General features: G+C 46.8%; 18 protein-coding genes, 2 tRNA genes and 1 pseudogene. 8 read left to right on the top strand and 13 right to left on the bottom strand.

What is annotated here, in order from left to right:
* Positions 1-1429 (bottom strand): efflux RND transporter permease subunit (locus tag PMG71_RS23465; protein WP_283756165.1); only part of this gene is annotated, 1429 nt, incomplete at its 3' end.
* Positions 1430-1571: 142 nt separating this feature from the next.
* Between PMG71_RS23465 and PMG71_RS23470 the strand changes: the two genes are divergently transcribed.
* The 3 genes from PMG71_RS23470 to PMG71_RS23480 are packed head-to-tail and all read left to right on the top strand — an operon-like array spanning position 1572 to position 2714.
* Complete coding sequence (locus tag PMG71_RS23470) at positions 1572-1862, top strand: nucleotidyltransferase family protein (RefSeq protein ID WP_283756166.1); 291 nt, start codon at positions 1572-1574, stop codon at positions 1860-1862.
* Positions 1852-2208, top strand: a complete 357-nt coding sequence (locus PMG71_RS23475) for a HepT-like ribonuclease domain-containing protein (protein WP_283756167.1) — start codon at positions 1852-1854, stop codon at positions 2206-2208. Before PMG71_RS23470 ends, PMG71_RS23475 begins: the two co-directional genes overlap by 11 nt.
* A gap of 23 nt (positions 2209-2231) precedes the next feature.
* Positions 2232-2714, top strand: coding sequence for a lasso peptide biosynthesis B2 protein (locus PMG71_RS23480; protein WP_283756168.1), 483 nt, complete (start codon positions 2232-2234; stop codon positions 2712-2714).
* 3 nt (positions 2715-2717) lie between these two features.
* Here PMG71_RS23480 and mazG read toward each other — a convergent pair whose 3' ends face one another.
* Positions 2718-3533, bottom strand: a complete 816-nt coding sequence (gene mazG, locus PMG71_RS23485) for a nucleoside triphosphate pyrophosphohydrolase (protein ID WP_283756169.1) — start codon at positions 3531-3533, stop codon at positions 2718-2720.
* 185 nt (positions 3534-3718) lie between these two features.
* Positions 3719-4324 carry a metal-binding protein gene (locus tag PMG71_RS23490; protein ID WP_283756170.1) on the bottom strand — a complete coding sequence of 202 codons (606 nt, stop codon included), beginning with the start codon at positions 4322-4324 and terminating at the stop codon, positions 3719-3721.
* Between the two features lie 72 nt (positions 4325-4396).
* On the opposite strand from PMG71_RS23490, the gene PMG71_RS23495 reads away from it, so the two are divergent.
* From PMG71_RS23495 to PMG71_RS23515, 5 genes are all read left to right on the top strand, one after another.
* Positions 4397-4469: transfer RNA gene (locus tag PMG71_RS23495), tRNA-Val, on the top strand.
* A gap of 151 nt (positions 4470-4620) precedes the next feature.
* Entirely contained in the window at positions 4621-6048 is a 1428-nt protein-coding gene (gene zds, locus PMG71_RS23500; protein WP_283756171.1) for a 9,9'-di-cis-zeta-carotene desaturase, read from the top strand.
* An 82-nt stretch (positions 6049-6130) separates the two neighbouring features.
* Positions 6131-7933 carry a mechanosensitive ion channel family protein gene (locus PMG71_RS23505; protein ID WP_283756172.1) on the top strand — a complete coding sequence of 601 codons (1803 nt, stop codon included), beginning with the start codon at positions 6131-6133 and terminating at the stop codon, positions 7931-7933.
* Between the two features lie 24 nt (positions 7934-7957).
* Positions 7958-9328 (top strand): aldehyde dehydrogenase, encoded by a 1371-nt coding sequence (locus tag PMG71_RS23510; RefSeq protein WP_283756173.1) that lies wholly within the window; start codon positions 7958-7960, stop codon positions 9326-9328.
* Between the two features lie 7 nt (positions 9329-9335).
* The gene (locus tag PMG71_RS23515; RefSeq protein ID WP_283756174.1) at positions 9336-9989 is read left to right on the top strand and encodes a DUF4033 domain-containing protein; all 654 of its coding nucleotides are present in this window, start codon (positions 9336-9338) and stop codon (positions 9987-9989) included.
* Positions 9990-10503: 514 nt separating this feature from the next.
* Here the strand turns inward: PMG71_RS23515 and PMG71_RS23520 are convergent.
* From PMG71_RS23520 to PMG71_RS23565, 10 genes and pseudogenes are all read right to left on the bottom strand, one after another.
* Positions 10504-12213: an alpha/beta hydrolase gene (locus PMG71_RS23520; RefSeq protein WP_283756175.1), complete on the bottom strand. Its 1710-nt coding sequence runs from the start codon at positions 12211-12213 to the stop codon at positions 10504-10506.
* Between the two features lie 68 nt (positions 12214-12281).
* Positions 12282-14102, bottom strand: a complete 1821-nt coding sequence (sppA, locus tag PMG71_RS23525; protein WP_283756176.1) for a signal peptide peptidase SppA — start codon at positions 14100-14102, stop codon at positions 12282-12284.
* Between the two features lie 47 nt (positions 14103-14149).
* Entirely contained in the window at positions 14150-15193 is a 1044-nt protein-coding gene (fni, locus tag PMG71_RS23530; RefSeq protein ID WP_283756177.1) for a type 2 isopentenyl-diphosphate Delta-isomerase, read from the bottom strand.
* A 115-nt stretch (positions 15194-15308) separates the two neighbouring features.
* Positions 15309-16712, bottom strand: coding sequence for a 3-isopropylmalate dehydratase large subunit (gene leuC, locus PMG71_RS23535; protein WP_283756178.1), 1404 nt, complete (start codon positions 16710-16712; stop codon positions 15309-15311).
* 222 nt (positions 16713-16934) lie between these two features.
* A complete protein-coding gene (locus PMG71_RS23540; RefSeq protein WP_283756179.1) occupies positions 16935-17639 on the bottom strand; it encodes a hypothetical protein in 705 nt (234 codons plus the stop codon).
* Positions 17640-17729: 90 nt separating this feature from the next.
* Positions 17730-18380 (bottom strand): DUF2301 domain-containing membrane protein, encoded by a 651-nt coding sequence (locus tag PMG71_RS23545; protein ID WP_283756180.1) that lies wholly within the window; start codon positions 18378-18380, stop codon positions 17730-17732.
* Positions 18381-18479: 99 nt separating this feature from the next.
* Positions 18480-18552: transfer RNA gene (locus tag PMG71_RS23550), tRNA-Ala, on the bottom strand.
* Between the two features lie 18 nt (positions 18553-18570).
* Entirely contained in the window at positions 18571-19296 is a 726-nt protein-coding gene (locus tag PMG71_RS23555; protein ID WP_283756181.1) for an HAD family hydrolase, read from the bottom strand.
* A gap of 6 nt (positions 19297-19302) precedes the next feature.
* Positions 19303-20163: a class I SAM-dependent methyltransferase gene (locus PMG71_RS23560; RefSeq protein WP_283756182.1), complete on the bottom strand. Its 861-nt coding sequence runs from the start codon at positions 20161-20163 to the stop codon at positions 19303-19305.
* A gap of 73 nt (positions 20164-20236) precedes the next feature.
* Positions 20237-20723: pseudogene (locus PMG71_RS23565) on the bottom strand (flagellar assembly protein H); the annotation flags it as partial.

A 20723-nucleotide genomic window follows, 5' to 3' on the forward strand; every position in this document is an offset into this window, starting at 1 on the left:
CTAAAGGCAAAGTCCCCCTTTCTAAGGGGGATTTAGGGGGATCTAAAGGCAAAGTCCCCCTTTCTAAGGGGGATTTAGGGGGATCTAAAGGCAAAGTCCCCCTTTCTAAGGGGGATTTAGGGGGATCTAAAGGGTCTTCTGAGCGCTGTTGCAGAGCCTGATGTTGAGTCACCATATTTTCCAGCATCACAATTGAGTTATCGACCACAATCCCCACCCCTAACGCAAGTCCTCCCAAACTGAACACATTCAGGGAGAGACCAAAGGCAAACATGAGGATAATCGCGGTGAGGGTAGCCAGGGGAATGGCGAGGATGACGATCAGGGTTTGGCGCAGGGAACCCAGGAAGAGCAAAACGGCGATCGCCGCTAGACCCGATCCCGTTAATCCCGCAATCACCACATTGCGAATCGATTGGCGAATAAACCGGGATTCATCCAACGTGGGAGTCAAAATCATATCATCGGGAATAATGCCCCCAGAGCGCATCTCTTCAATCCTGGCTTTAACGGCATCAACCACTTGTACTGTATTGGCTTCCGGCTGTTTTTGAATGCTCACTTTCACGGCTGGCATACCATTCAGGGAGACTAAGACTTGCTGCCGTTCTGTGCCATCAATGACTTGGGCAAAGTCCCGTAAATAGACTTGGCGAGAGGAGGGGGAACCGTCTAAATCAAAGGAGAGATCGAGAATATCTTGGGCATTTTCAAAGCGACCGATGGTACGGGTGAGGCTTTCGGTGGGGATATTTCTCAGCCGTCCTCCAGAACTATCTAAGTTGCGATCGCGTAAATTATCCAACACATCATTAATTGTGATGCCCAAACTCGTCATCCGTTTCAGGTCGAGATTCACCTGTACTTCCTCTTGCAGTCCTCCCGACACATCCACGGAAGCCACACCAGGCACAACCGTCAATTCCCGCGCCAATTCTTGATCCCCAAACACCCGCAAATCCACCCCTTGCAACCGAGGGGAGGTAAGGGCAAATTCATACACCGGTAATTGGGAGGGGTCAAACTTAAAGATGCGTGGCGGTTCCAGGTCATCCGGCAGTTGGTTAATCGTCCGGTTTAAGGTAGCCGTGGCATCATTGAGCGCCTGGTCAATATCACTACCGGGTTCAAAATAGAGATTGAGAGAAACTCGACCTTCACGGGTTTCAGAAAACACCTGTACCACGCCTTCAGTGGCGGAAAGTCCCTCTTCTAGAGGGCGAGTTACTTCGTCTATTGCCACTTGTGGAGCCAGTCCCGGAGTATCAACGCGCACCCCAATCCGGGGATAAGTGATCGCGGGAAGCAGGTCAACGGGGAGTTGACTGAGGGCAAAGAAACCGACAACCATGACCGCTATGGTTAACATCAGGGTTCCGATATGCCGACGAATGGCGATCGCGCTTAAACTTGAGGGGGCTTGGCTCATAGGATCAATTAAAAATTAAAAATTAAAAATTAAAAATTGGTTTGGCTTGGGGGCAAAGAGTTTCTCTTGATTGTATCGGTTTTGCCGAGCGCGAAGCAAAGATTGTGCTAAGACAATAGATATACCCATACTGTAACTCAGGATGAACAAAGAACAGGTATTGGCCACCTTAGCCAATCATCGGCAAGAACTAGAAGCTTTAGGAGTCAAGTCTCTCGATTTATTTGGCTCCGTCGCGAGAGACGAAGCACGTCCCGACAGCGATATTGACTTTCTTGTAGAGTTTTCTAAACCGGGTGGGTTATTTCAGTTATTTGAAGTACAACACTATCTAGAAGATCTCTTTGGTTGTGATATCGACTTAGGTACAGAAGATTCCTTACGAGAACATTTACGAGAACCGGTTCTCAAGGAGGTGATTCGTGCCTTCTAGATCATGGCAATTACGGATACAAGATATTTTAGATGCGATCGCTCGCATTCAACAAGCGACTGCGGGAATGAGTTATGAGCAGTTTGAAGATCTCGAAGATCTTGCTTTACACGGACTTCTTTATAACTTTATGATTGTTGGTGAGGCGACTGTTAATGTCCCAGATTTTATTCAATCTCGCTATCCGCAAATCCCTTGGCGTTCGATGCGTGATATGAGAAATGTGGTGGTTCACGAATATTTTCAAGTTAATCTTGACCGAATGTGGATCACTATTGATGAAGATTTACCTGTTGTCGTTCCCATGCTAGAGACGCTCTTGCAGCAAGAGATGGGACAAGAATAGAGTTTAGGTTAGGGACTAGAAAGATGAATGGGTTGCAGTTAGGGATGCGGAAATTTTCCAGTTTCTGGAGTCTAGATGGCGTGGTGAAATTGCAGATCTTGCAGGCTCTATTCTGGTTACCGGTGGTGACGCTCTCCCTGAAATGGTGGGGGTTTAAGTCTACTCAAGCTCGTTTATGCCAATTATTACCCCTAAGAGAAACGGTGGAAACTGGGGAAGATCTCGTCTATCGCGTCCTAAAAGTAAATCAGGCGGTACGACTCGCGGCTAAGTATTGCCAACCTTGGGCAAAATGTTTACAACAATCTCTCGTTCTCTGGAGTTTATTGCGCCATCAGGGAATTGACGGCCAACTCCGCATTGGAGTACAGCAGAAGCAGGGAGAATTTTCTGCTCATGCTTGGGTGGAATGGCAAGGTTGGGCGATCAATGATACTCAGGATGTGCGCGATCGCTATGCGGCATTTGAGCAGTTGCTGCAAACCCCTCTTTCTACTTCAGAATAGCCCTTAGCCCGTAATTTTGAGTTGATCCTTGGCTTTTTGCCAAAGTTGATCGAGTTCTTCTAAGGTATATTCCGATAGGGGGCGATCGCTCATTTGATCGACAAGTTTTAAGCGCTTCAGAAACTTGCGATGGGTATCATGTAAAGCTTCTGAGGGATCTAACTTGAGCCAGCGAGCCACATTGATTAGGGTAAATAATACATCACCGAGTTCCGCTTGTTGAGCAGCTTCATCTTCATGTTCGACAGCATGTTTGAACTCTGCCAACTCTTCCTCAAATTTGCCCCATACCCCTTCCATATCATCCCATTCAAAGCCAGCAGAAGCCGCTTTTTTAGAGATTTTCATACCAGCCGTGAGGGGGGGCAATGTAGCTGCATATCGCTCCAGTTTACTCAAGAGATTGGGCGCTTCACCTTTTTCTGCTGCTTTGATCTCTTCCCAGTTTTGTTTGACTTCTTCCACACTTTCTACATTCACATCGGCAAAGACATGGGGATGGCGACGGATCAGTTTATCACTAATACCATCGGCGACTTCTTTGAGGCTAAAATCCCCATTTTCTTGGGCAATTTGGGCTTGCAAAACCACTTGCATGAGTAAATCCCCCAATTCTTCGGCGATCGCCTTTTGATCCCCTCCACGAATCGCATCTACGGTTTCATAGGCTTCTTCAATGATATGGGGAATCAGGGATTGGGGAGTTTGTGCCAAGTCCCAAGGACAACCCCCAGAGGGCGATCGCAATTGGGCAATCACTTCAATTAGCCGTTGCATGGCTTCTAAGCTAGAGGTGATAGAGGGTTCAGAATGACTCATGTTTAGGGAATAGGGAAAACACACTCCTAACTACCATAAACGATAAACGGGGTAAGTCTTTTATCCAGATAGGAACTCTAATTGAAAATTCAGGGAGCAAGATGCTCCCACTCCAGTAATATCAAAGAATTGGAGGAGTGCGGGCATCTTGCCCGCTTCTCTTTTCCGATTAAGCAGATTTGATATTACTTATTACTCCTCTTTCTTCTCGTGGGTTTGCGAGCAGTAGAACGACGACGAAGAGCAGGTTTACGGGTGGGGCGTTTTTGCCATAGCCCTGACCAGCCATATTTTTGATACCGCTTGTAAGTCGAACCGATATGATCGCCTAGGATATGGCTAATTGAACCTAATTCTAGCCCCACAAATAGGGCTAATCCAGACCAGCGATGTTCTTTGAGCGCAGTCCAAAGCCATTGCCCCAAATCCTTCCAACCCCAAGGTATCGCAGAGAATTGAACGGCGATCGCCATTAAAATTAATCCTAACGCTGCGATCCATAAGAGCAAATAGATGACCCGAACAACTGTACCAATAATCAAGCCATGGGAGAGAAAGGAGCGATGATTCACACTCTTTTGATAGGGTATCCACAGCCAGCGAAACCATCCCCAACGCTGAAAAGGACGCGATCGCAAATCCAGATCCGGACTGAGCATCAAGCCACCAAACAGAAATCCCCCCGCAATTAACAGAGTTAACTCACTGCTGCGAGTGATCGCTAAAGCCCCTCCAGTGATCAGGGGGAGTGTCCAAAGGGTAATGCGATCGTGGGTAGCGCCAGAGGGCATAAAAATTAATTGAAAAAAAAACTTGCGTTATCTCATTCAGTTTGCTACGATGATATCTTGTGAGTCAAATGGGGGCGGTTAGCTCAGTTGGTAGAGCGCCTGCCTTACAAGCAGGATGTCACTGGTTCGAGCCCGGTACCGCCCATTACGAACAAAGTAACGATTAACAAGACTTTCACCGATGATATCCTGCTGGTAAGGCAGGCTTGCACCTAAATAGCACCTAAACTCACCGTAGCACCCCCAAACGCTGTTACAATCTGTAAAGAAACTGTTAAAGATATTTAGGACGTTCGATGCGTGTTGCCATTGTTGGGGCAGGTTTAGCTGGCTTATCTACTGCCGTTGAATTGGTTGATGCTGGTCATCAGGTAGAAATTTTTGAATCCCGCGCCTTTGTGGGGGGAAAAGTTGGCAGTTGGGTGGATGCAGACGGCAATCATATTGAAATGGGATTGCATGTGTTCTTCGGCTGCTATTACAATCTGTTTGAGTTAATGCGGAAGGTGGGCGCGTTTGAGAATCTGCGCTTGAAGGAACATACCCATACATTTATTAACCGGGGAGGAAAGACGGGAGAGTTAGATTTCCGTTTTCCGGTGGGTGCGCCGTTTAATGGGTTGAAGGCTTTTTTCACGACCTCTCAATTGTCGGTTCAGGATAAGGCGATGAATGCGATCGCCCTATCAACCAGTCCCATTGTACGCGGTTTGGTCGATTTTGATGGCGCAATGCGGACGATTCGCAACCTCGATTCTATCAGTTTTGCCGATTGGTTCCGCAAGCAAGGCGGCTCGGATGGCTCCCTCAAGCGCATGTGGAACCCCATTGCCTATGCTTTAGGCTTTATCGATACGGAAAATATTTCTGCTCGTTGTATGCTCACCATCTTCCAATTTTTTGCCGCCAAAACGGAAGCGTCGGTGCTGAGAATGTTGGAAGGATCGCCCCATGAATATCTGCATAAACCGATTTTGAACTATTTAGAAGAACGAGGCACGAAAATCTATACTCGTCGCCGCGTCAGAGAGATTCAATTTACAGAAACTCAGGGTAAAACTCAGGTGACGGGAATTGTGGTTGCCGATGGAGAAAAAGAAGAAACCATTACCGCCGATGCCTATGTTTGTGCCTGTGATGTGCCGGGAATTCAAAAGCTTTTACCCTCAGATTGGCGCAAGTGGTCGGAGTTCGATAATATTTACAAGTTAGATACGGTTCCGGTGGCTACGGTGCAATTGCGCTTTGATGGTTGGGTGACAGAATTAAAGGATGAAACTCAACGGAAACAACTGGAAAAAGCGGCCGGAATTGACAATTTACTCTATACAGCCGATGCTGATTTTTCCTGCTTTGCGGATTTGGCGCTGGCGAGTCCTGGAGATTATTATCGAGAGGGACAAGGATCGCTGTTACAGTTGGTTTTAACACCGGGAGATCCGTTTATTCGCGAAAGTAATGAGGCGATCGCCAACCATGTGCTAAAACAAGTGCAAGATCTCTTCCCCTCTGCCCGCAACCTCAACATGACCTGGTATTCTGTGGTCAAACTCGCCCAATCTCTGTATCGAGAAGCACCAGGAATGGACCCCTATCGTCCGGCACAAAAAACGCCAATTCCCAACTTTTTCCTCGCCGGAAGCTATACCCAACAGGATTATATTGACAGCATGGAAGGAGCAACCCTTTCTGGAAGACAAGCCGCTCAAGCTATTTTAGGTTAGCGCTCTGATTCACAGATTTCTAGGATGCTGGCTTAAAACAAGGGGTTTAGGGCCCCTTGTTTTGAGTTATCATGCTGGATTGATGGTTCAATCATCAGAATCTGTATCTTCACTGCAAGCAACTATGCAATTGTGCAACGCTCTATTCAAACGCTATGGTAGACCGATCGCGATCGGTATTGCGATCGCCCTATTAAGCCTATTTCTCCCTCACTTTTCCCCTCCTGCATACCCGCAAATCCCCAATCTTCTGAGAGGCAATCAGATCTCAAAAGTTACTTCAGACAGCTCCAAATTAGTTTATGGGACAATTACCCTCAATGGACGTAAGCTCTTTGATGTTGCCGCTCGTCCCTCTCTCGCAGAACGAACAGGAAGACGCAAAACCCCCTTACAGCAGCGTATCGATCGCATTGAAGGCAACCTCAAGCAAGTCATTACCACCGGATTTAATCCCGAAACCTTACAAATTACAGCCAAAGAATATGACCAATATACAGTATTAACTGCCTCCGATCCTCCCCAGCTTCAACCCATAAAAATTTTATCAATTACAGAGACAGATAGCGAGTTATATGGACAACCCATTTCCCGATTAACATCGAATGCAATTGAGGGATTAAAAAAAATCCTTATTCAAGGCTATCAAGAACTACAGCCAAGCTATATTCATCGCCAAATTAAGATTTCTCTAGGGATTTTCGCCTTCACTATTTTGCTGAGTTTAATCTTGATTTATGTGGAAATATTAATCAAGTCTAGATTCAAAAAAACGACCCAAAACCAGATAACACAAGAGCAAGCATCCGCTTCACCAGAAGAATCCACTCTAGGGAATGAATTGGCTATCCTAGATCGTGACCTTAACCAAAAAGAACAAAAAGAAATATTTCGGCTAAAAAATCAGGTGTTACACTGGCTACAATTACTGCTCTGGCTAGGGTCTTTATCCCTAGTTTTATGGCGTTTCCCCTTCACCCGTCCCCTAGGAAATTGGCTCTTTGATTTACCGGTCTTACTGATCTTTTTTGTTCTCGCTACCCATATGGCGATCGAAGGCTCGTTTGTCGGCTTAAATCATCTCTCTAAAATCCTCATTGAGCATCAAGCGACCTCAGAAGAAGACTCTTACCGCATGTCCTTGCGGGTCAAAAGTTTTACTCCCATTATTAAAGGGACGATCGCCTTATCTTTTTTAGGTCTAGGAACTCTCTTGATTTTGAATACCTTGGGCATTCCCCTAGCCCCGATTTTAGGAGGTGCTGGGATTTTGGGGTTTGCGATTTCCTTTGGTTCCCAAACCCTGATTAAAGATACCCTCAACGGATGTCTAATTTTATTTGAAGACCAGTACGCGATCGGCGATTTCATTACGATTAATGAGTTTTTTGGTCGCGTCGAAAACCTTAATTTACGGATTACTAGCCTGCGGACAAGAGAAGGGGGCTTAATCACCATTCCCAATAGTGAAATTCGAGTCGTACAAAACTCCTCGAAAGATTGGGCTAGAAAAAAAATATCAATTTATGTCAGCTATAAAACTGATGTTGATTATGCCTTAAAACTGCTCGATGACTTAGCCAAAGACCTTTGGCACGATCCGGATTGGAATGATAAAATTATCGAAGCTGAAGTACGTGGCGTAGATTCCATTGATGCTGGAGGAACCTGCATTGGAGTGCGCTTTGAAACTAAACCAGGAATCTATCGCTATGCGATCCGAGAATATCTGCGTCGAGTCAAGAAAACTTTCGATCGACAAGGTCTAGAATTAGGAATGCCCCAACAAGGAACGATCTACCGAAGAGAATCAAAAATTAAATACCCTAATGATGACTCTATGTCCTGGAAATCTAAAAATGATTTAGAATATGAAAATTGGTAATTAGCAGTCTATTAAAATCAATCTATGTATACAAAATACGAACAAATTATTGCCCAACAAAGGGTATTTTTTCAATCGAGAAAATCTAGAGACTTAAAATTCAGAAAATCCCAACTTCAAAAGCTTAGAGATATCATTAATCAAAACAAGTCAAAAATATTGGCTGGATTGAAAGAGGATTTAAATAAACCCCAACTAGAAGGATATTATGAACTTAACCCGATCGCCGAAATTGATTATGCCTTAAAGCACTTAAACCAATGGGCCAAAACCAAGCGTACCTTAACCCCCTTAGTGATGTGGCCTTCGATTGGAGAAATTTATCCAGAACCCTTGGGCGTGGTACTGATTATCTCTGCTTGGAATTATCCTTTTCATTTAGCCATCACGCCGCTAGTGGGAGCAATTGCAGCCGGGAATTGTGCCGTGATTAAGCCTTCTGAAATAGCGCCAAATACTTCCCAGGTTCTGGCAGAACTGATTGGGGAAAACTTCGATCCGAGTTATCTGACAGTAGTGGAAGGAGACGCACAAGTGGGCAAAGAACTTCTAGCCCAGAAATTCGATCGTATTTTCTTTACTGGCAGTGCCAGAATTGGTCAAATTGTTATGGAATCGGCTGCGAAAAATTTAACGCCAGTCACCTTAGAATTAGGGGGTAAAAGTCCCTGTATTGTTGACCAAAATTGTGATATAGTATGTACAGCACGGCGAATTGTTTGGGGTAAATTTCTGAATGCGGGGCAAACTTGTATTGCGCCCGATTATGTGCTGGTAGATCGAAAGGTGAAAGTAGATCTCATTCAAGCGATGCTGGCTGAAGTTAAAGCATTCTATGGTGAAAATCCCGAAGAGAGTCCAGATTATGCCCGCATTATCAATCAAAAACAGTTTAATTATCTCCAAGAATTACTGCAAGAAGGGACAATTTTGTGTGGCGGTCAAACTCATCCCGAAACTCGCTATATTGCCCCAACTTTGATTGAGGGAGTCACTTGGGATTCTTTAGTGATGCAAGAGGAGATTTTTGGGCCAATTTTACCGATTTTAGAGTATAGCCGCATTGAAGAGGCGATCGCCCAAATCAATCAACTTCCGAAACCCCTCGCCCTCTATCTCTTCTCCCAAAACTCCCAACTTCAGCGCCAAGTGCTAGAACAAGTCTCATCCGGAACCGCAGTCCTAAACGATGCTGTTTTACAGTTCAACATTCCCCAACTGCCCTTTGGAGGAGTTGGACAAAGTGGCATAGGCAGCTATCATGGATTTGCCAGCTTTCAAACCTTTAGCCATTACAGAAGTGTCTTAAGACGCTGGTTTTCGCTGGATCTCAACTTGCGATATCCCCCCTATGGCAACAAGCTCCAACTGTTGAAAAAACTCCTTAAATATTAACCGCATCATGACTGTGCCTGAACCGACTTCCTACCAGGATAACCTATTCGATCGCCTCTTCATTGCCCTTTTCACCCGCAAAATGGCGGCTGTCGTGGGTAAAGGTAGCTCAAAAAGAGGTTATGAAGGCTTTGTTGATGTCTCTAAGAAAATTATGCAGGGACGCAACGCCTTAGAGCAACAACAACTGGTCAAAAAGGTCTTAAACTCCCTCATTCCTGCTCCCATTTTAACCCTTGTGCGTACCTTAACCCGACCTACCCAATGGGTGTGTGAAGCCAATGCTTGGTTTGCGACACTCTTATTTGAATGGTTAGTCGGCCCCTGTGAAACCAAAACCGTAGAAATAAAGAGTGAAAACCATACCGCACGGTTACAAAAAAGCGCCGTTCAGATTAAAAAATGTCGCTATTTAGAAAGCAGTGGTTGTGTAGGAATGTGCATTAATATGTGCAAACTGCCAACTCAAGACTTTTTTACCCAACAATTTGGCATTCCCTTAACCATGACTCCCAACTTTGAAGATTTTAGTTGTGAAATGGTGTTTGGACAATATCCCCCACCCTTAGAACAAGAAGCGGCTTTCGAGCAACCCTGTTTAACGGAGCATTGTGTCATCTCTTTCGCTAATCCTAAGCCTTGTCCCCGTGTGCGAGATTAGTTATAGCAAGTCCAGTTAAACACCATACTTAAAAATCTAGGGAGCGAGACGCTCCCACTCCAGTAATATCAAGAAATTGGAGGAGTGCGGGCATCTTGCCCGCTTCTCTTTTCCTACTAATAGAGATGATGTAATATCAAGTTCGCTTATTCATGTCCGCGAAGCGGAAATACCCTAATTAAAAATCCAGGGAGCAAGATGCTCCCACTCCAGTCATATCAAAGAATTCGAGGAGTGCGGGCATCTTGCCCGCTTCTTAACAAATTTTCATGTCCGCTTGCGGAAACCGGATTTGATATTAATCATCTCACTAATTCTAGCGATTGCTTCCCGGAGGTCGCAATGATAACGGTTTAACCGGATTTGATACAGCCGTTTCCTCTGCTATGAGGTACATTAATGATGGTTTTTAACGATATCTAGAACAGCTCAGAGCTTCTACCAAGTCTATTGTTTGCTCCCCCCATTCCCCCATTCCCCCATTCCCCCACTACAGCGCAAAGCGCTGTATGACTTAAAATCCTGGGGAAATTTTGGGTAATTGCTCAAGTTCGAGTTGAGTGACTAAACTGATGGGCATGGGTTCTTGACTGATGGATTGAATATAAGCAGGAGTTAAATAGGGTTTGTATTCTATATTTTGAGCAACATAGGTTTGGAAAAAGGCTAAGGTCAATTCTAGGGTATAGCGACGCGCTAAGTCGGGATCTTCACCAATGACTAGGCTAGGTAAGGTGAGGTCATCTTCACTCGATTGTAAGGTGGAAAAGTGGGTTCCTCCTTCCTGGAGAACTAAATATTTTTCTGGGCTATTTTTTAGCCAAACAAAGGGTAAAATTTGTTCAGGAAAGGAGGGGGAAACGGTGTCTTTGCTCCCGGCAACAATCATGACGGGAATCTTAATATTATTGAGGCTGGATTCTCCTAAAACCCGACTACTAATGGGATTAATGGCAATAATGGATTGAATGCGAGAGTCCTGGAGATTGAGGGCGCGATCGCCTTCCCCCAGCTCTAGGGCGCGACATTGGAGCAAGAGAGACACATTCCAGGAGGGACTATTGGGATTACAATCGGCTTCTAACTGGTCAAAGTTAATGCTGGCTCCAGCCAGGGCTAATACGGTATAGCCGCCAAAAGATTGCCCGATCGCCCCCACTCGATCCACAGTAAACCGTCCCTCTAGATCCCCTCCCGGTTGGGTTTGGCGGCTCAGTTCATCGAGCATAAACGTAATATCCAGAGGGCGATTAATGAACTCGCTCGGTTCTGCGACTTCATTGGCTTTCCCTTGTAACATGGCTTCCCGTTGGCGATCGCTACTTTCCAGATGCTCAGGCACTGCCACAGCAAAGCCCCTGGAGGCTAAATGAGTCGCTAAATAGACAAAGCTTTCTCGATTCGAGCCTAACCCATGGGAAATCACCACCAAAGGAGCTGGTCGATCCGAGCGCTTGGGAAGATACAGATCCACCGGATAAGTGCGATTTCGCTCCCGATCTCGGAGGGTAAACGAGCGTTTTTCCCAGGGAAAATAGCCAGGATTAAATAAATCAGGCAGTTCAGAAACGGGGATTTCTCCTTCTGGAACGGAAAAGGGAAAAGCCGAATTCCATTGAATCCCCTCTGGGACTTTTGCAACTTGGGATTGAACAGACAACTCTACAGCAGATTGTTGAGCAACCACCTGATTCGCTTCATTGGTTTGGCGCACCAAGGTATATAAATCCAAGGCAATATTCAGGGCCGATTCTAAATCAATCCGTAATCCTTTAGTAGGAAATTTCTTCAGAATATTCAGCAATGTCATACCATCAGGTTCAGCAGCCCCTAAAATTAAAGCAGCTCGAATCGCATAAAATCCCTGTTGTCGTCCTCCCGTTTTCACCACCCGCCCCAGCCGATCTAATAACACTTCTCCTTGGGGCGAATAAAGAAATTGAGCAATTCCTAAAGGAGTCACGTCAATCGGTTGTTGAAGAATCTCTTTAAATCGGTTCAGTTGCGCCTCATTGAGATAGCGAGTATAGGCAGATAACTTAGGGCTAATTTTTCCTTCTTTGACAAAATTTTCTAAATCTTGTACAGGAATGGAGCGCTCAAGTAGGGAAAAGGAAACATAGACTTGCTCGGCTGCCCAAACTGGTTGTAGGGGAAGGGGAAAGCAGACGAGCATTCCCAGTGCCATCAACCATCGCCATTGAAAATACTTTTGTAAGACCATCGCTCTAACTTCTCAGACCATCTCTAGGTTAACTCAGGTAGAGCGATACCACACAAAGTGCTTATAAATTACTCAATTTCCAAATAAAAGGGCATTCGAGTATACATCCCTAAAGGATCGTTGAGGGTTATTAATTCATCTACTTCGGCTTTAAATTTCTGCACTTCCTCCATTAGCCAATCCGAGGCTTCTGGAGTATGATGAATGCCAATTAATTGCTCAATTAATCGCTCTTCTAAACTGCGGGTTTGGGGATATTCTTCTAACTGCCAATCTGTGCCTAATTCGGCCATTTCTGCGGCTTGGGCGATCGCCTCTTGCAACCCTCCCAACTCATCTATCAAGTTAATCCCTTTTGCGTCTTTGCCTGACCAGACCCGACCTTGGGCAATTTGATTGACTTGTTCTACCGTTAAATTACGGGATTGGGCCACTTTTTGCAAAAATTGCTGATAAATTTGATTCACATTGCGTTGATATAAACTCAGTTCAGCCGGAGAGCGAGGGCGAGCGCTGCTGCCCAAATCGGCATAGGCTCCCGTTTTCACCACATCCCAAGTAATGCCGTTTTGATTGGCAATTTGTTGGATGTTGGGTAAAATTCCAAACACACCAATGGAGCCAGTAATGGTATTGGGTTCGGCTAAGATGCGATCGCTGGCAGTAGCAATCCAATAGCCCCCAGAAGCAGCATAATTACCCATGGAGACAATCACCGGCTTATTGGCGGCTCGAATTAACTCTAATTCCCGTCGAATCACTTCAGAAGCGGTGGCACTTCCTCCTGGACTATTAATCCGCACAACGATCGCCTTCACCCGATCGTCTAACCGTAAATCCCGCAAAATCGATGCATAGCGATCGCCCCCAATCTCATTTTCTCCCACCCGTCCTTCACCGTCCACAATCGAGCCTTCCGCATAGAGCAAAGCCACCTTTTGCTCCGAGATGCGATCGACTGCCAAATCAACCTCCTGGGGAACACTCGCATAGGTAGGGAAACTAATTTTCCGAAAACTTTCCGCCTCTTCCTTACTCTCGGTGAGTGTTTTCAGATCCTCAATCACCTGATCCTCAAACCAAATCTCATCCACAAAACCATTCTGTTGGGCATCATTAGCAAACAATATCCCACTATTATTAGAGAGTACCTGAATTTGAGCCGCATTCACCGGGCGATCGCCACTAATCTGTTCTCGAAAATCCCCCCAAATCCCATCCAGTAACACTTGAATTTGTTGGCGATTTTCCGCAGATAACTGAGTAGAAGTAAACGGTTCTACCGCCGACTTATACTTTCCAGCGCGAACCACCTGAACCCCAACCCCATACTTTTGCAGCGCTCCCCCTAAAAACATCACCTCCGAACTCAAGCCATTTAACTCCAGATTCCCCATCGGATGAACGATCACCCGATCCGCCACCGAAGCCAAATAATACTCCTTTTTACTCCAACTCAAATCGTAAGCAATAATCGGTTTGCCCGCTTCCCGAAACCGTTTCAAGGCAGCCCGAATTTCCCGTAAATTGCCCCAACCCACTCCTACATCAGTATCCGTCCCTTGCAAATATAGGCCCACAATCCGCTCATCGGCGATCGCCCCCTCCACCGTATCCAGAAATTGCCGCAGAGTAATCGTCCGTTTATTTGTCCCCGAAAGCGCCTCATTAATCGCCGTTGTCGTCGTTGAACTCGGTTCCGTATCATTAATTCGCAACCCCAAATCCAACACCAAAACCGATCGATCCTTCACCTGGGGAGTCGTATCCTTAGCAGCCAAGCTCGCCAGTAAGACGATAAAGCCACCCATCCCCACAACACCCAACAACACCACACCGATCAACGTTCCGAGGATACTGGCAAACGTATATTTGAGGAATTGACGCATAATTCGAGACTCAATCGAGGGATAGACAAGCTTACTCTACTAACCGATCATGACATTTTTTGTAAACTCTGGGTGTATTTTAGGGTACTGAGATCGCCATGACCCGTACAGAATAGCACGGTTTTCAGTTCCGCAATCAACACCTCGGCTAATTCCCGTAACGCCTCTTCCCCTTGCTGGGCAGCTTGCAGAAAGGGCCAAGCCAAGCCTACCAGATCTGCGCCCAAGGCGATCGCCTTTGCCCCATCCAACCCCGTCCTCAAGCCACCCGATGCAATCAAAGGTATGGAGCGATTCATCTGCCGAATCTGCACCAAACACTCAGCCGTTGGTATCCCCCAATCCCCAAAGGTTTGCCCCAAACGGCGCTGTAGCCCATTTTCCGCCCGTTCGCTCTCCACCTTCGCCCAAGAGGTTCCCCCCGCACCTGCCACATCAATCGCCTGTACTCCCACATCCAGCAACCGTTGAGCCGAACGAGCAGAAATCCCATTCCCCACCTCTTTAGCAATCACCGGCACAGACAACTTCTCACAAACTTGACCAATTTTCGGCAGCAAGCCCTTAAAATTCTTATCCCCACGGCTTTGAATACATTCCTGCAACGGATTCAGATGCAAAATCAGAGCATCCGCTTCCAACAGCTCCACCACCCGTTGACACTGCTCCACCCCATAGCCATAGTTAAACTGCACCGCACCCAAATTCGCCAATAAAACAATATCCGGAGCCACTTTCCGCACATTAAAGGTATCCGCCACATCCGGTTGTTCCACCGCCACCCGTTGCGACCCCACCCCCATGGCCAAACCATACTCCTGAGCGAGAGTCGCCAAGCGGAAATTCACCATTTTCGCTTGCTCCGTTCCCCCCGTCATCGAAGAGATCAAAAAGGGAGACCCCAACGATTTGCCCAGAAACGAGGTCTGTACCTGGAGTTCGTCATAATCTAAATCCGGCACACAATCATGAATAAACCGATACTGCTCGAATCCAGAAGTTGTGCGTCGGAATTGCACATCATCTTCTAGGCAGATCCGCAGATGATCGGCTTTGCGATTTTCGATATCGGTAGGAGGAGAAGTGACCATAAGATTGAATTGAGGGGCCTTAACGCAAGCTAGTTTACCGCTAGTCATACTTGAAAAGAGATCGAGAGGATGGCAGCATCTCCCGATCGCTGGGGAATTTGGGAATGAGAGCGGTTTACAACAGGTTCCGCACGTCAGAGACTTGACCGGAGATGGCCGCAGCGACGACCATCGCGGGACTCATCAGTAGGGTACGGCCGGAGGAAGACCCTTGACGGCCTTTGAAGTTGCGGTTGGAGGAGGAGGCGCTAATTTGATCCCCTTCGAGTTTGTCGGGGTTCATGGCTAAACACATGGAACATCCGGCATTGCGCCATTCAAACCCGGCTTCGGTAAAAATTTTGTCTAAGCCTTCTGCTTCCGCTTGTTGTTTAACCACTTCGGAACCGGGAACAACAAAGGCTTTGACGTGGGGGGCGACTTGATGACCTTGGGCAAATTTAGCGGCTTCTCGTAGGTCACTGAGGCGACCATTGGTACAACTGCCGATGAAGCAGACATCGATGGGGGTTCCGGCGATCGCCTTTCCGGGTTCGAGTTTCATGTATTGATAGGCTTCTTCGGCTAAGGGGCGATCGCCGTCAGGTAAACTCTCTGGAGTAGGAACCACTTCATCGACTCCAATTCCTTGACCGGGTGTAATGCCCCAAGTGACTGTGGGGGGAATGTCTTCCGCATTGAACACCACCACATCATCATACTCAGCATCGGCATCAGAGCGGATACTGTCCCACCATTGGACGGCTTTATCCCAGTTTTCCCCTTGGGGGGCAAATTGCCGTCCTTTTAGATAGTCAAAGGTTACCTGATCGGGGTTTACATAGCCACATCTGGCTCCCCCTTCAATGGACATATTGCAGATCGTCATCCGCTCTTCCATGGACATTTTTTCTAGGGTGGTTCCGGCATACTCATAGGCATAGCCTACGCCCCCTTTCACGCCCAGTTTGCGGATAATGTGAAGGATCGCATCTTTGGCATAAACTCCCGGACGCAGGCTGCCATTGACCTCGATCCGGCGCACTTTGAGCTTCTCTAGGGCTAGGGTTTGGGAGGCCAAAACATCCCGGACTTGGCTAGTGCCAATCCCAAAGGCGATCGCCCCAAATGCGCCATGGGTGGAGGTGTGGCTATCTCCACAGGCGATCGTCATTCCCGGTTGGGTCATTCCTTGTTCTGGGGCAATCACATGCACAATGCCCTGGTTTCCGGAACCCACATTATAGAAGCGAATTCCATGCTCTTCGACGCTCTGTTCTAAGGCTTGCATCATCTCTTCAGCCAAACGGTCTGCAAAGGGGCGAGCCTGGTTTTCTGTGGGCACGATATGATCGACCGTAGCGACAGTGCGATCGGGAAACAAGACCTTTAAATTTCTCTCCCGCAGCATGGCAAACGCTTGGGGACTGGTCACTTCATGGATTAGATGGAGTCCAATAAACAGTTGAGTTTGTCCAGAAGGAAGTGTACGAACCTTGTGGTTGTCCCAGACTTTATCAAATAGCGTGCCCTTGCTCATAGTCAATGGTTGAAGATAATTATTAAGGCTTTAGAGTCTACGCAACTCTGTGTAAACTCAGAAAGGATTCGCTGTCAGTTTATCATTTTATCCACAGGCTTGTATAGTCATTCACCTTAAGAAAAAGTAAGGGATCAAAACCATAAGTTTAGGGAATTTCTATTAATTTAAGATGAAATTCCGGTTGTAAACAAACCTGAATCAACCCATCTCTGGGATTTCCTAAGAGGATTTGCGAATCTCTTGATCTTGATATTCTTGGGGGGGGTTCTTGCGAACGGTTTTCGGAGTCGATCCTTGGGGAATATCTGGGGTAAGTTTGGGAAAGTTGGGCACTTGTAGGGAGGGGTTTTGAGCGGGTTGGGCGGTACGGTTTAGGTCAAAGCTAAAGGGTTTTTGGGGTTGAACCAGAGGTTGAGGGGTAGCTTCTGGTGGTTTTGTCTGGGCTTCAACGGTGGCTTCTTGTGAGAGGCTAAAGTTTTCTGGACTGAAGGGGGCGATGGGTTGGCGCTGAGGGACGAGTAAGGGTTGGGGTTTTTCAGATAATAGGCTGGTTCCACGACGTTGGCGACGGTTGAGGGCTGCTCGTTTATGGGCAGTGGGATTTTGTAGGGTTTTCCAGAGCAGGAAGATCCCTCCCGATGCCAAGGCGATCGCCCCTAACCAGAGCCAGGGTAGGGTAAAGTTATCGTCGGCTGCTTCTAGAGTTTCTCCCCCTTCTTGAACTTCTGCGATCGCCTCTTCCGGTTCAATTTCCCCAGGATTGAGTAAAATACTCAAAGCTTCATATCCGATCCCGATGACCAGCAGCGCCAAAATGCTCCACACCAAAAGGGTATGCTTTTGAATCGGTTCCAGGATAAACTTGAGTCGGTTTGACTGTTGCTTTCCAGTAGAGCGATGAATGGATTTACGTTGATGAACCATAGATATCTTCCCTGACTGTAGGTTGACCAGACCGACTCGCTTCGCGTCCGACACTCATCTTACCGAATTTTGGGCAAATAGATCCCCTAATTACCCATTGCCCTGACCCTTTTTCAGATATTCAAAAACCGATTTATCGCCAATATCTGGGGGAATGGGTTGGATCAGTTTTCGGCCGGCAAAAATCAGAAATAGGATACTCCAGGCGGCTAACATGATTTGTTGGGCTGGGAGGGGAAGAGTACCAAACAGAACACCGAGCAGTAAGAGGGGAACGAGGGGGGTGAGAAACTTGGTTTCTAGACGGTTGAAACAGAAGGCTTCTTTGAAGTAAATGCCGGTGAGAGCGACAAAGGTAAATCCAATACCGAATAAGGTTAGGGGTTGGGTATATACGGTCAGGGCGAGGGGTTGGGAGCTGTTGAAGGTGAGGATGAGACCTGAAATGCTGCCAACGATGAGAAATAATTGTAAGGCGCGATGGAGAATGACCATATAAATATGGATGGTGAGCAGGCTAACGCCTAATGCCCCACAGAAGAGAAAATAGAGGGGGGTGAGCCAGGATAGGAGGTCTGGGCTACGATCGGGCCAAAGGGTGAGGGTTGTGGCGATCGCCATAGATAGAGCAGCAACCGTTAACCCGGTGCGATAAATGACTACCCCTTGGCGATCTTCTGGGGTAATGGTAAAGCTACCAAATTGACCTTGGTAAATGGGTTGTTCTATAGAGGTCGTCATCAGATCAGATCCCGGAAATCATTGCACTATAGTTTCCATGATACCGCCACCTAAAGCAGTGGCAATAGGCTAAAGGTTTGGGTTTTTGCGTGGGGAGTATGGAGAATAGGGAACTCGAATCCCTGACCTCTGCGGTGCGATCGCAGCGCTCTACCAACTGAGCTAATTCCCCAGATGAACTCTTATTCTATCATTGTGCCCCAGTGAAGGGAAGAGGAGACGGCTCAAAAACGGCTCGCACGCGATCGAGTTCTAGCTCATGTAAATAATCTACTGTCCAATTGGCTTGCCGTTGGATCATATGAAAGGGATAAGTATTCGCCACTCCGACGACTTGCATCCCGGCATTTTTGGCCGCTAGGATTCCGGCTGGCGTATCTTCAATTACTAAACAGTTTTCCCTAGAGAGGTGTAAATCCGGATCGAGTTGATTGAATCGCTCCAGGGCGAGTAAATAGCCTTCGGGATGGGGTTTGCTCTGCTGCACTTCATCCCCGGCAACAATTACCTCAAAATAGGGTAACAGATTGGCTCTTTCGAGAATCCATTGAGCTTCTGAACGTAAGGCTCCGGTGACTAATCCTAAACGCAAGCGAGCTACCCGTGCTTTATAGATCAGATCTTCGACTCCGGGAAAAATGGGGAGCTTGTCGAGGGCTTCGAGTTTTTGCCGGTATGCTTGCGCTTTCTGGGCAATGATGGGAGCGAGGGAGCGCTCATTGACGGCTCTGCCCCGACGTTGTAATAAATCGAATAAACAGGCGCGATCGTTGCGTCCTAAACAACATTCATTATAATCACTCGGATTCGGTGGCAGATTTTGGGAGATGAGGATCTCATTAATCAGTTCCCGGTGGATGGGTTCATCATTAACGATCACCCCATTAAAATCAAACAAAACAACCTGAAGGCTCATCGGGGATTAAAATGCTGGTGACAACACATTGCTTAAATTATGGGCCACTTGTACAGAATTCTCCAGGCGATCGGGTAAAGGTTTCATCCCTTTTGTCACTTGATTGATCCAGAAAATGGGTTCTGCACCCACCTTTTCAAAACCCGCTTGCTGCATCCACTGCTGAAGATCTCCCGCAGCAAAGGCTTTCATATAGGGTTCTTCAAAAATATTGGTAATCCATGTGGCTTGTCTGAGGCTCGTTTGGCTGCCGTCTAAGATAATACATTGTCCCCCTGGAGTGAGCAGGCGGAAGGCTTCTTGTAAAATAGCTTTCGCGATCGCTGGTGGGGTTTCATGGAACAGCAGTGTAGCCGTTACCAGGTCGAAACTGGCACTTTCCCAGGGGGTTTGTTCCGCTAGTCCATGCTGCCAGTGAATGTCTAGGTTGGCTTCTTTGGCTTTGTGTTCTGCCATCACTAGCATATAGGGGGAGAGATCTAACCCAGTCACTTGAGCTTGGGGATACTCTTGCTTGAGTAGCAAAGTTGACGATCCAGTACCACAGCCAAGATCCAGGATGCGATTGGGATAACCTCCCACAGCCTCAATGAGCTGTTCTCTCACCCACTTTTCTTGAGGAAAAACGACATATTGGGTGATGGCATCATAAGTTATGGCCGCATCGATACTTAAATAGCCGTTTTGGATTCCGTGAAAATTCTGACTGCTATAGTAAGTAGGATAGCTGAGATTGGGGTTTGAGAGGCGATCGCCTTCCGCTTCCCAATTGATGTCATGACGCAGCTTAATCAGGGCATCCTTATCTAAGAAGAGGGTAATAATGGGTTTGAGGTATTCTTCCCAAAGGGTTTTTTGTGCCGTCATAATGGGGTTTGGGTTAGAGTTAGAGCTAGATCGACTCTGAAATCTTAACAAATACTGGGCGATCGCCACTCCCTCAACTTTCCTCAGCCTCACCAGAGTCCCCAAACCGCTCCAACAACTCCTCACGAGAAGCATTCAAGCACAAAGGCATAAACTCATCCGGAGGGCACTTCAGTAAAGCCTCAACGATGTCCAAAAGTGCCTCATCCAGCTCACCAAACCGAGTCCTAAGCAAGGCTTCAATCATCAAGCGCTGTTGCTCAATCCCTTGTTGAATTCCCTGTTTAAGTCCTTGTTCAAGTCCCTGTTGAACCCCCTGCTCCAGTCCCCGTTGAAGTCCTTGTTCAAGTCCTTGTCGAATCCCTTCTTGAATGGTATCTTCTCGCCATTTTATATATGCTGGTGATAACTCCATAATCAACTCCCTATCTTCTTCATCTAGTTCTATTTTAGTGGCTACATTAATCCGCCATATCCCCACTAGCTCTAATATATTTCGCCGTTGAGGATCTTCTCTGGGTAACTCCAGCACTTCTTCAATCGCTCTTTTCTGAGTCCCT

The organism is Roseofilum acuticapitatum BLCC-M154, from assembly GCF_030068475.1.
Taxonomy (GTDB): domain Bacteria; phylum Cyanobacteriota; class Cyanobacteriia; order Cyanobacteriales; family Desertifilaceae; genus Roseofilum; species Roseofilum acuticapitatum.

Coding starts and splice junctions, on each gene's coding strand:
- PMG71_RS23470 (WP_283756166.1), top strand. CDS start 1,572: ATGAACAAAGAACAGGTATTGGCCACCTTAGCCAATCATCGGCAAGAA.
- PMG71_RS23480 (WP_283756168.1), top strand. CDS start 2,232: ATGAATGGGTTGCAGTTAGGGATGCGGAAATTTTCCAGTTTCTGGAGT.
- mazG (WP_283756169.1), bottom strand. CDS start 3,533: ATGAGTCATTCTGAACCCTCTATCACCTCTAGCTTAGAAGCCATGCAA.
- PMG71_RS23490 (WP_283756170.1), bottom strand. CDS start 4,324: ATGCCCTCTGGCGCTACCCACGATCGCATTACCCTTTGGACACTCCCC.
- zds (WP_283756171.1), top strand. CDS start 4,621: ATGCGTGTTGCCATTGTTGGGGCAGGTTTAGCTGGCTTATCTACTGCC.
- PMG71_RS23505 (WP_283756172.1), top strand. CDS start 6,131: ATGGTTCAATCATCAGAATCTGTATCTTCACTGCAAGCAACTATGCAA.
- PMG71_RS23510 (WP_283756173.1), top strand. CDS start 7,958: ATGTATACAAAATACGAACAAATTATTGCCCAACAAAGGGTATTTTTT.
- PMG71_RS23515 (WP_283756174.1), top strand. CDS start 9,336: ATGACTGTGCCTGAACCGACTTCCTACCAGGATAACCTATTCGATCGC.
- PMG71_RS23520 (WP_283756175.1), bottom strand. CDS start 12,213: ATGGTCTTACAAAAGTATTTTCAATGGCGATGGTTGATGGCACTGGGA.
- sppA (WP_283756176.1), bottom strand. CDS start 14,102: ATGCGTCAATTCCTCAAATATACGTTTGCCAGTATCCTCGGAACGTTG.
- fni (WP_283756177.1), bottom strand. CDS start 15,193: ATGGTCACTTCTCCTCCTACCGATATCGAAAATCGCAAAGCCGATCAT.
- leuC (WP_283756178.1), bottom strand. CDS start 16,712: ATGAGCAAGGGCACGCTATTTGATAAAGTCTGGGACAACCACAAGGTT.
- PMG71_RS23540 (WP_283756179.1), bottom strand. CDS start 17,639: ATGGTTCATCAACGTAAATCCATTCATCGCTCTACTGGAAAGCAACAG.
- PMG71_RS23545 (WP_283756180.1), bottom strand. CDS start 18,380: ATGACGACCTCTATAGAACAACCCATTTACCAAGGTCAATTTGGTAGC.
- PMG71_RS23555 (WP_283756181.1), bottom strand. CDS start 19,296: ATGAGCCTTCAGGTTGTTTTGTTTGATTTTAATGGGGTGATCGTTAAT.
- PMG71_RS23560 (WP_283756182.1), bottom strand. CDS start 20,163: ATGACGGCACAAAAAACCCTTTGGGAAGAATACCTCAAACCCATTATT.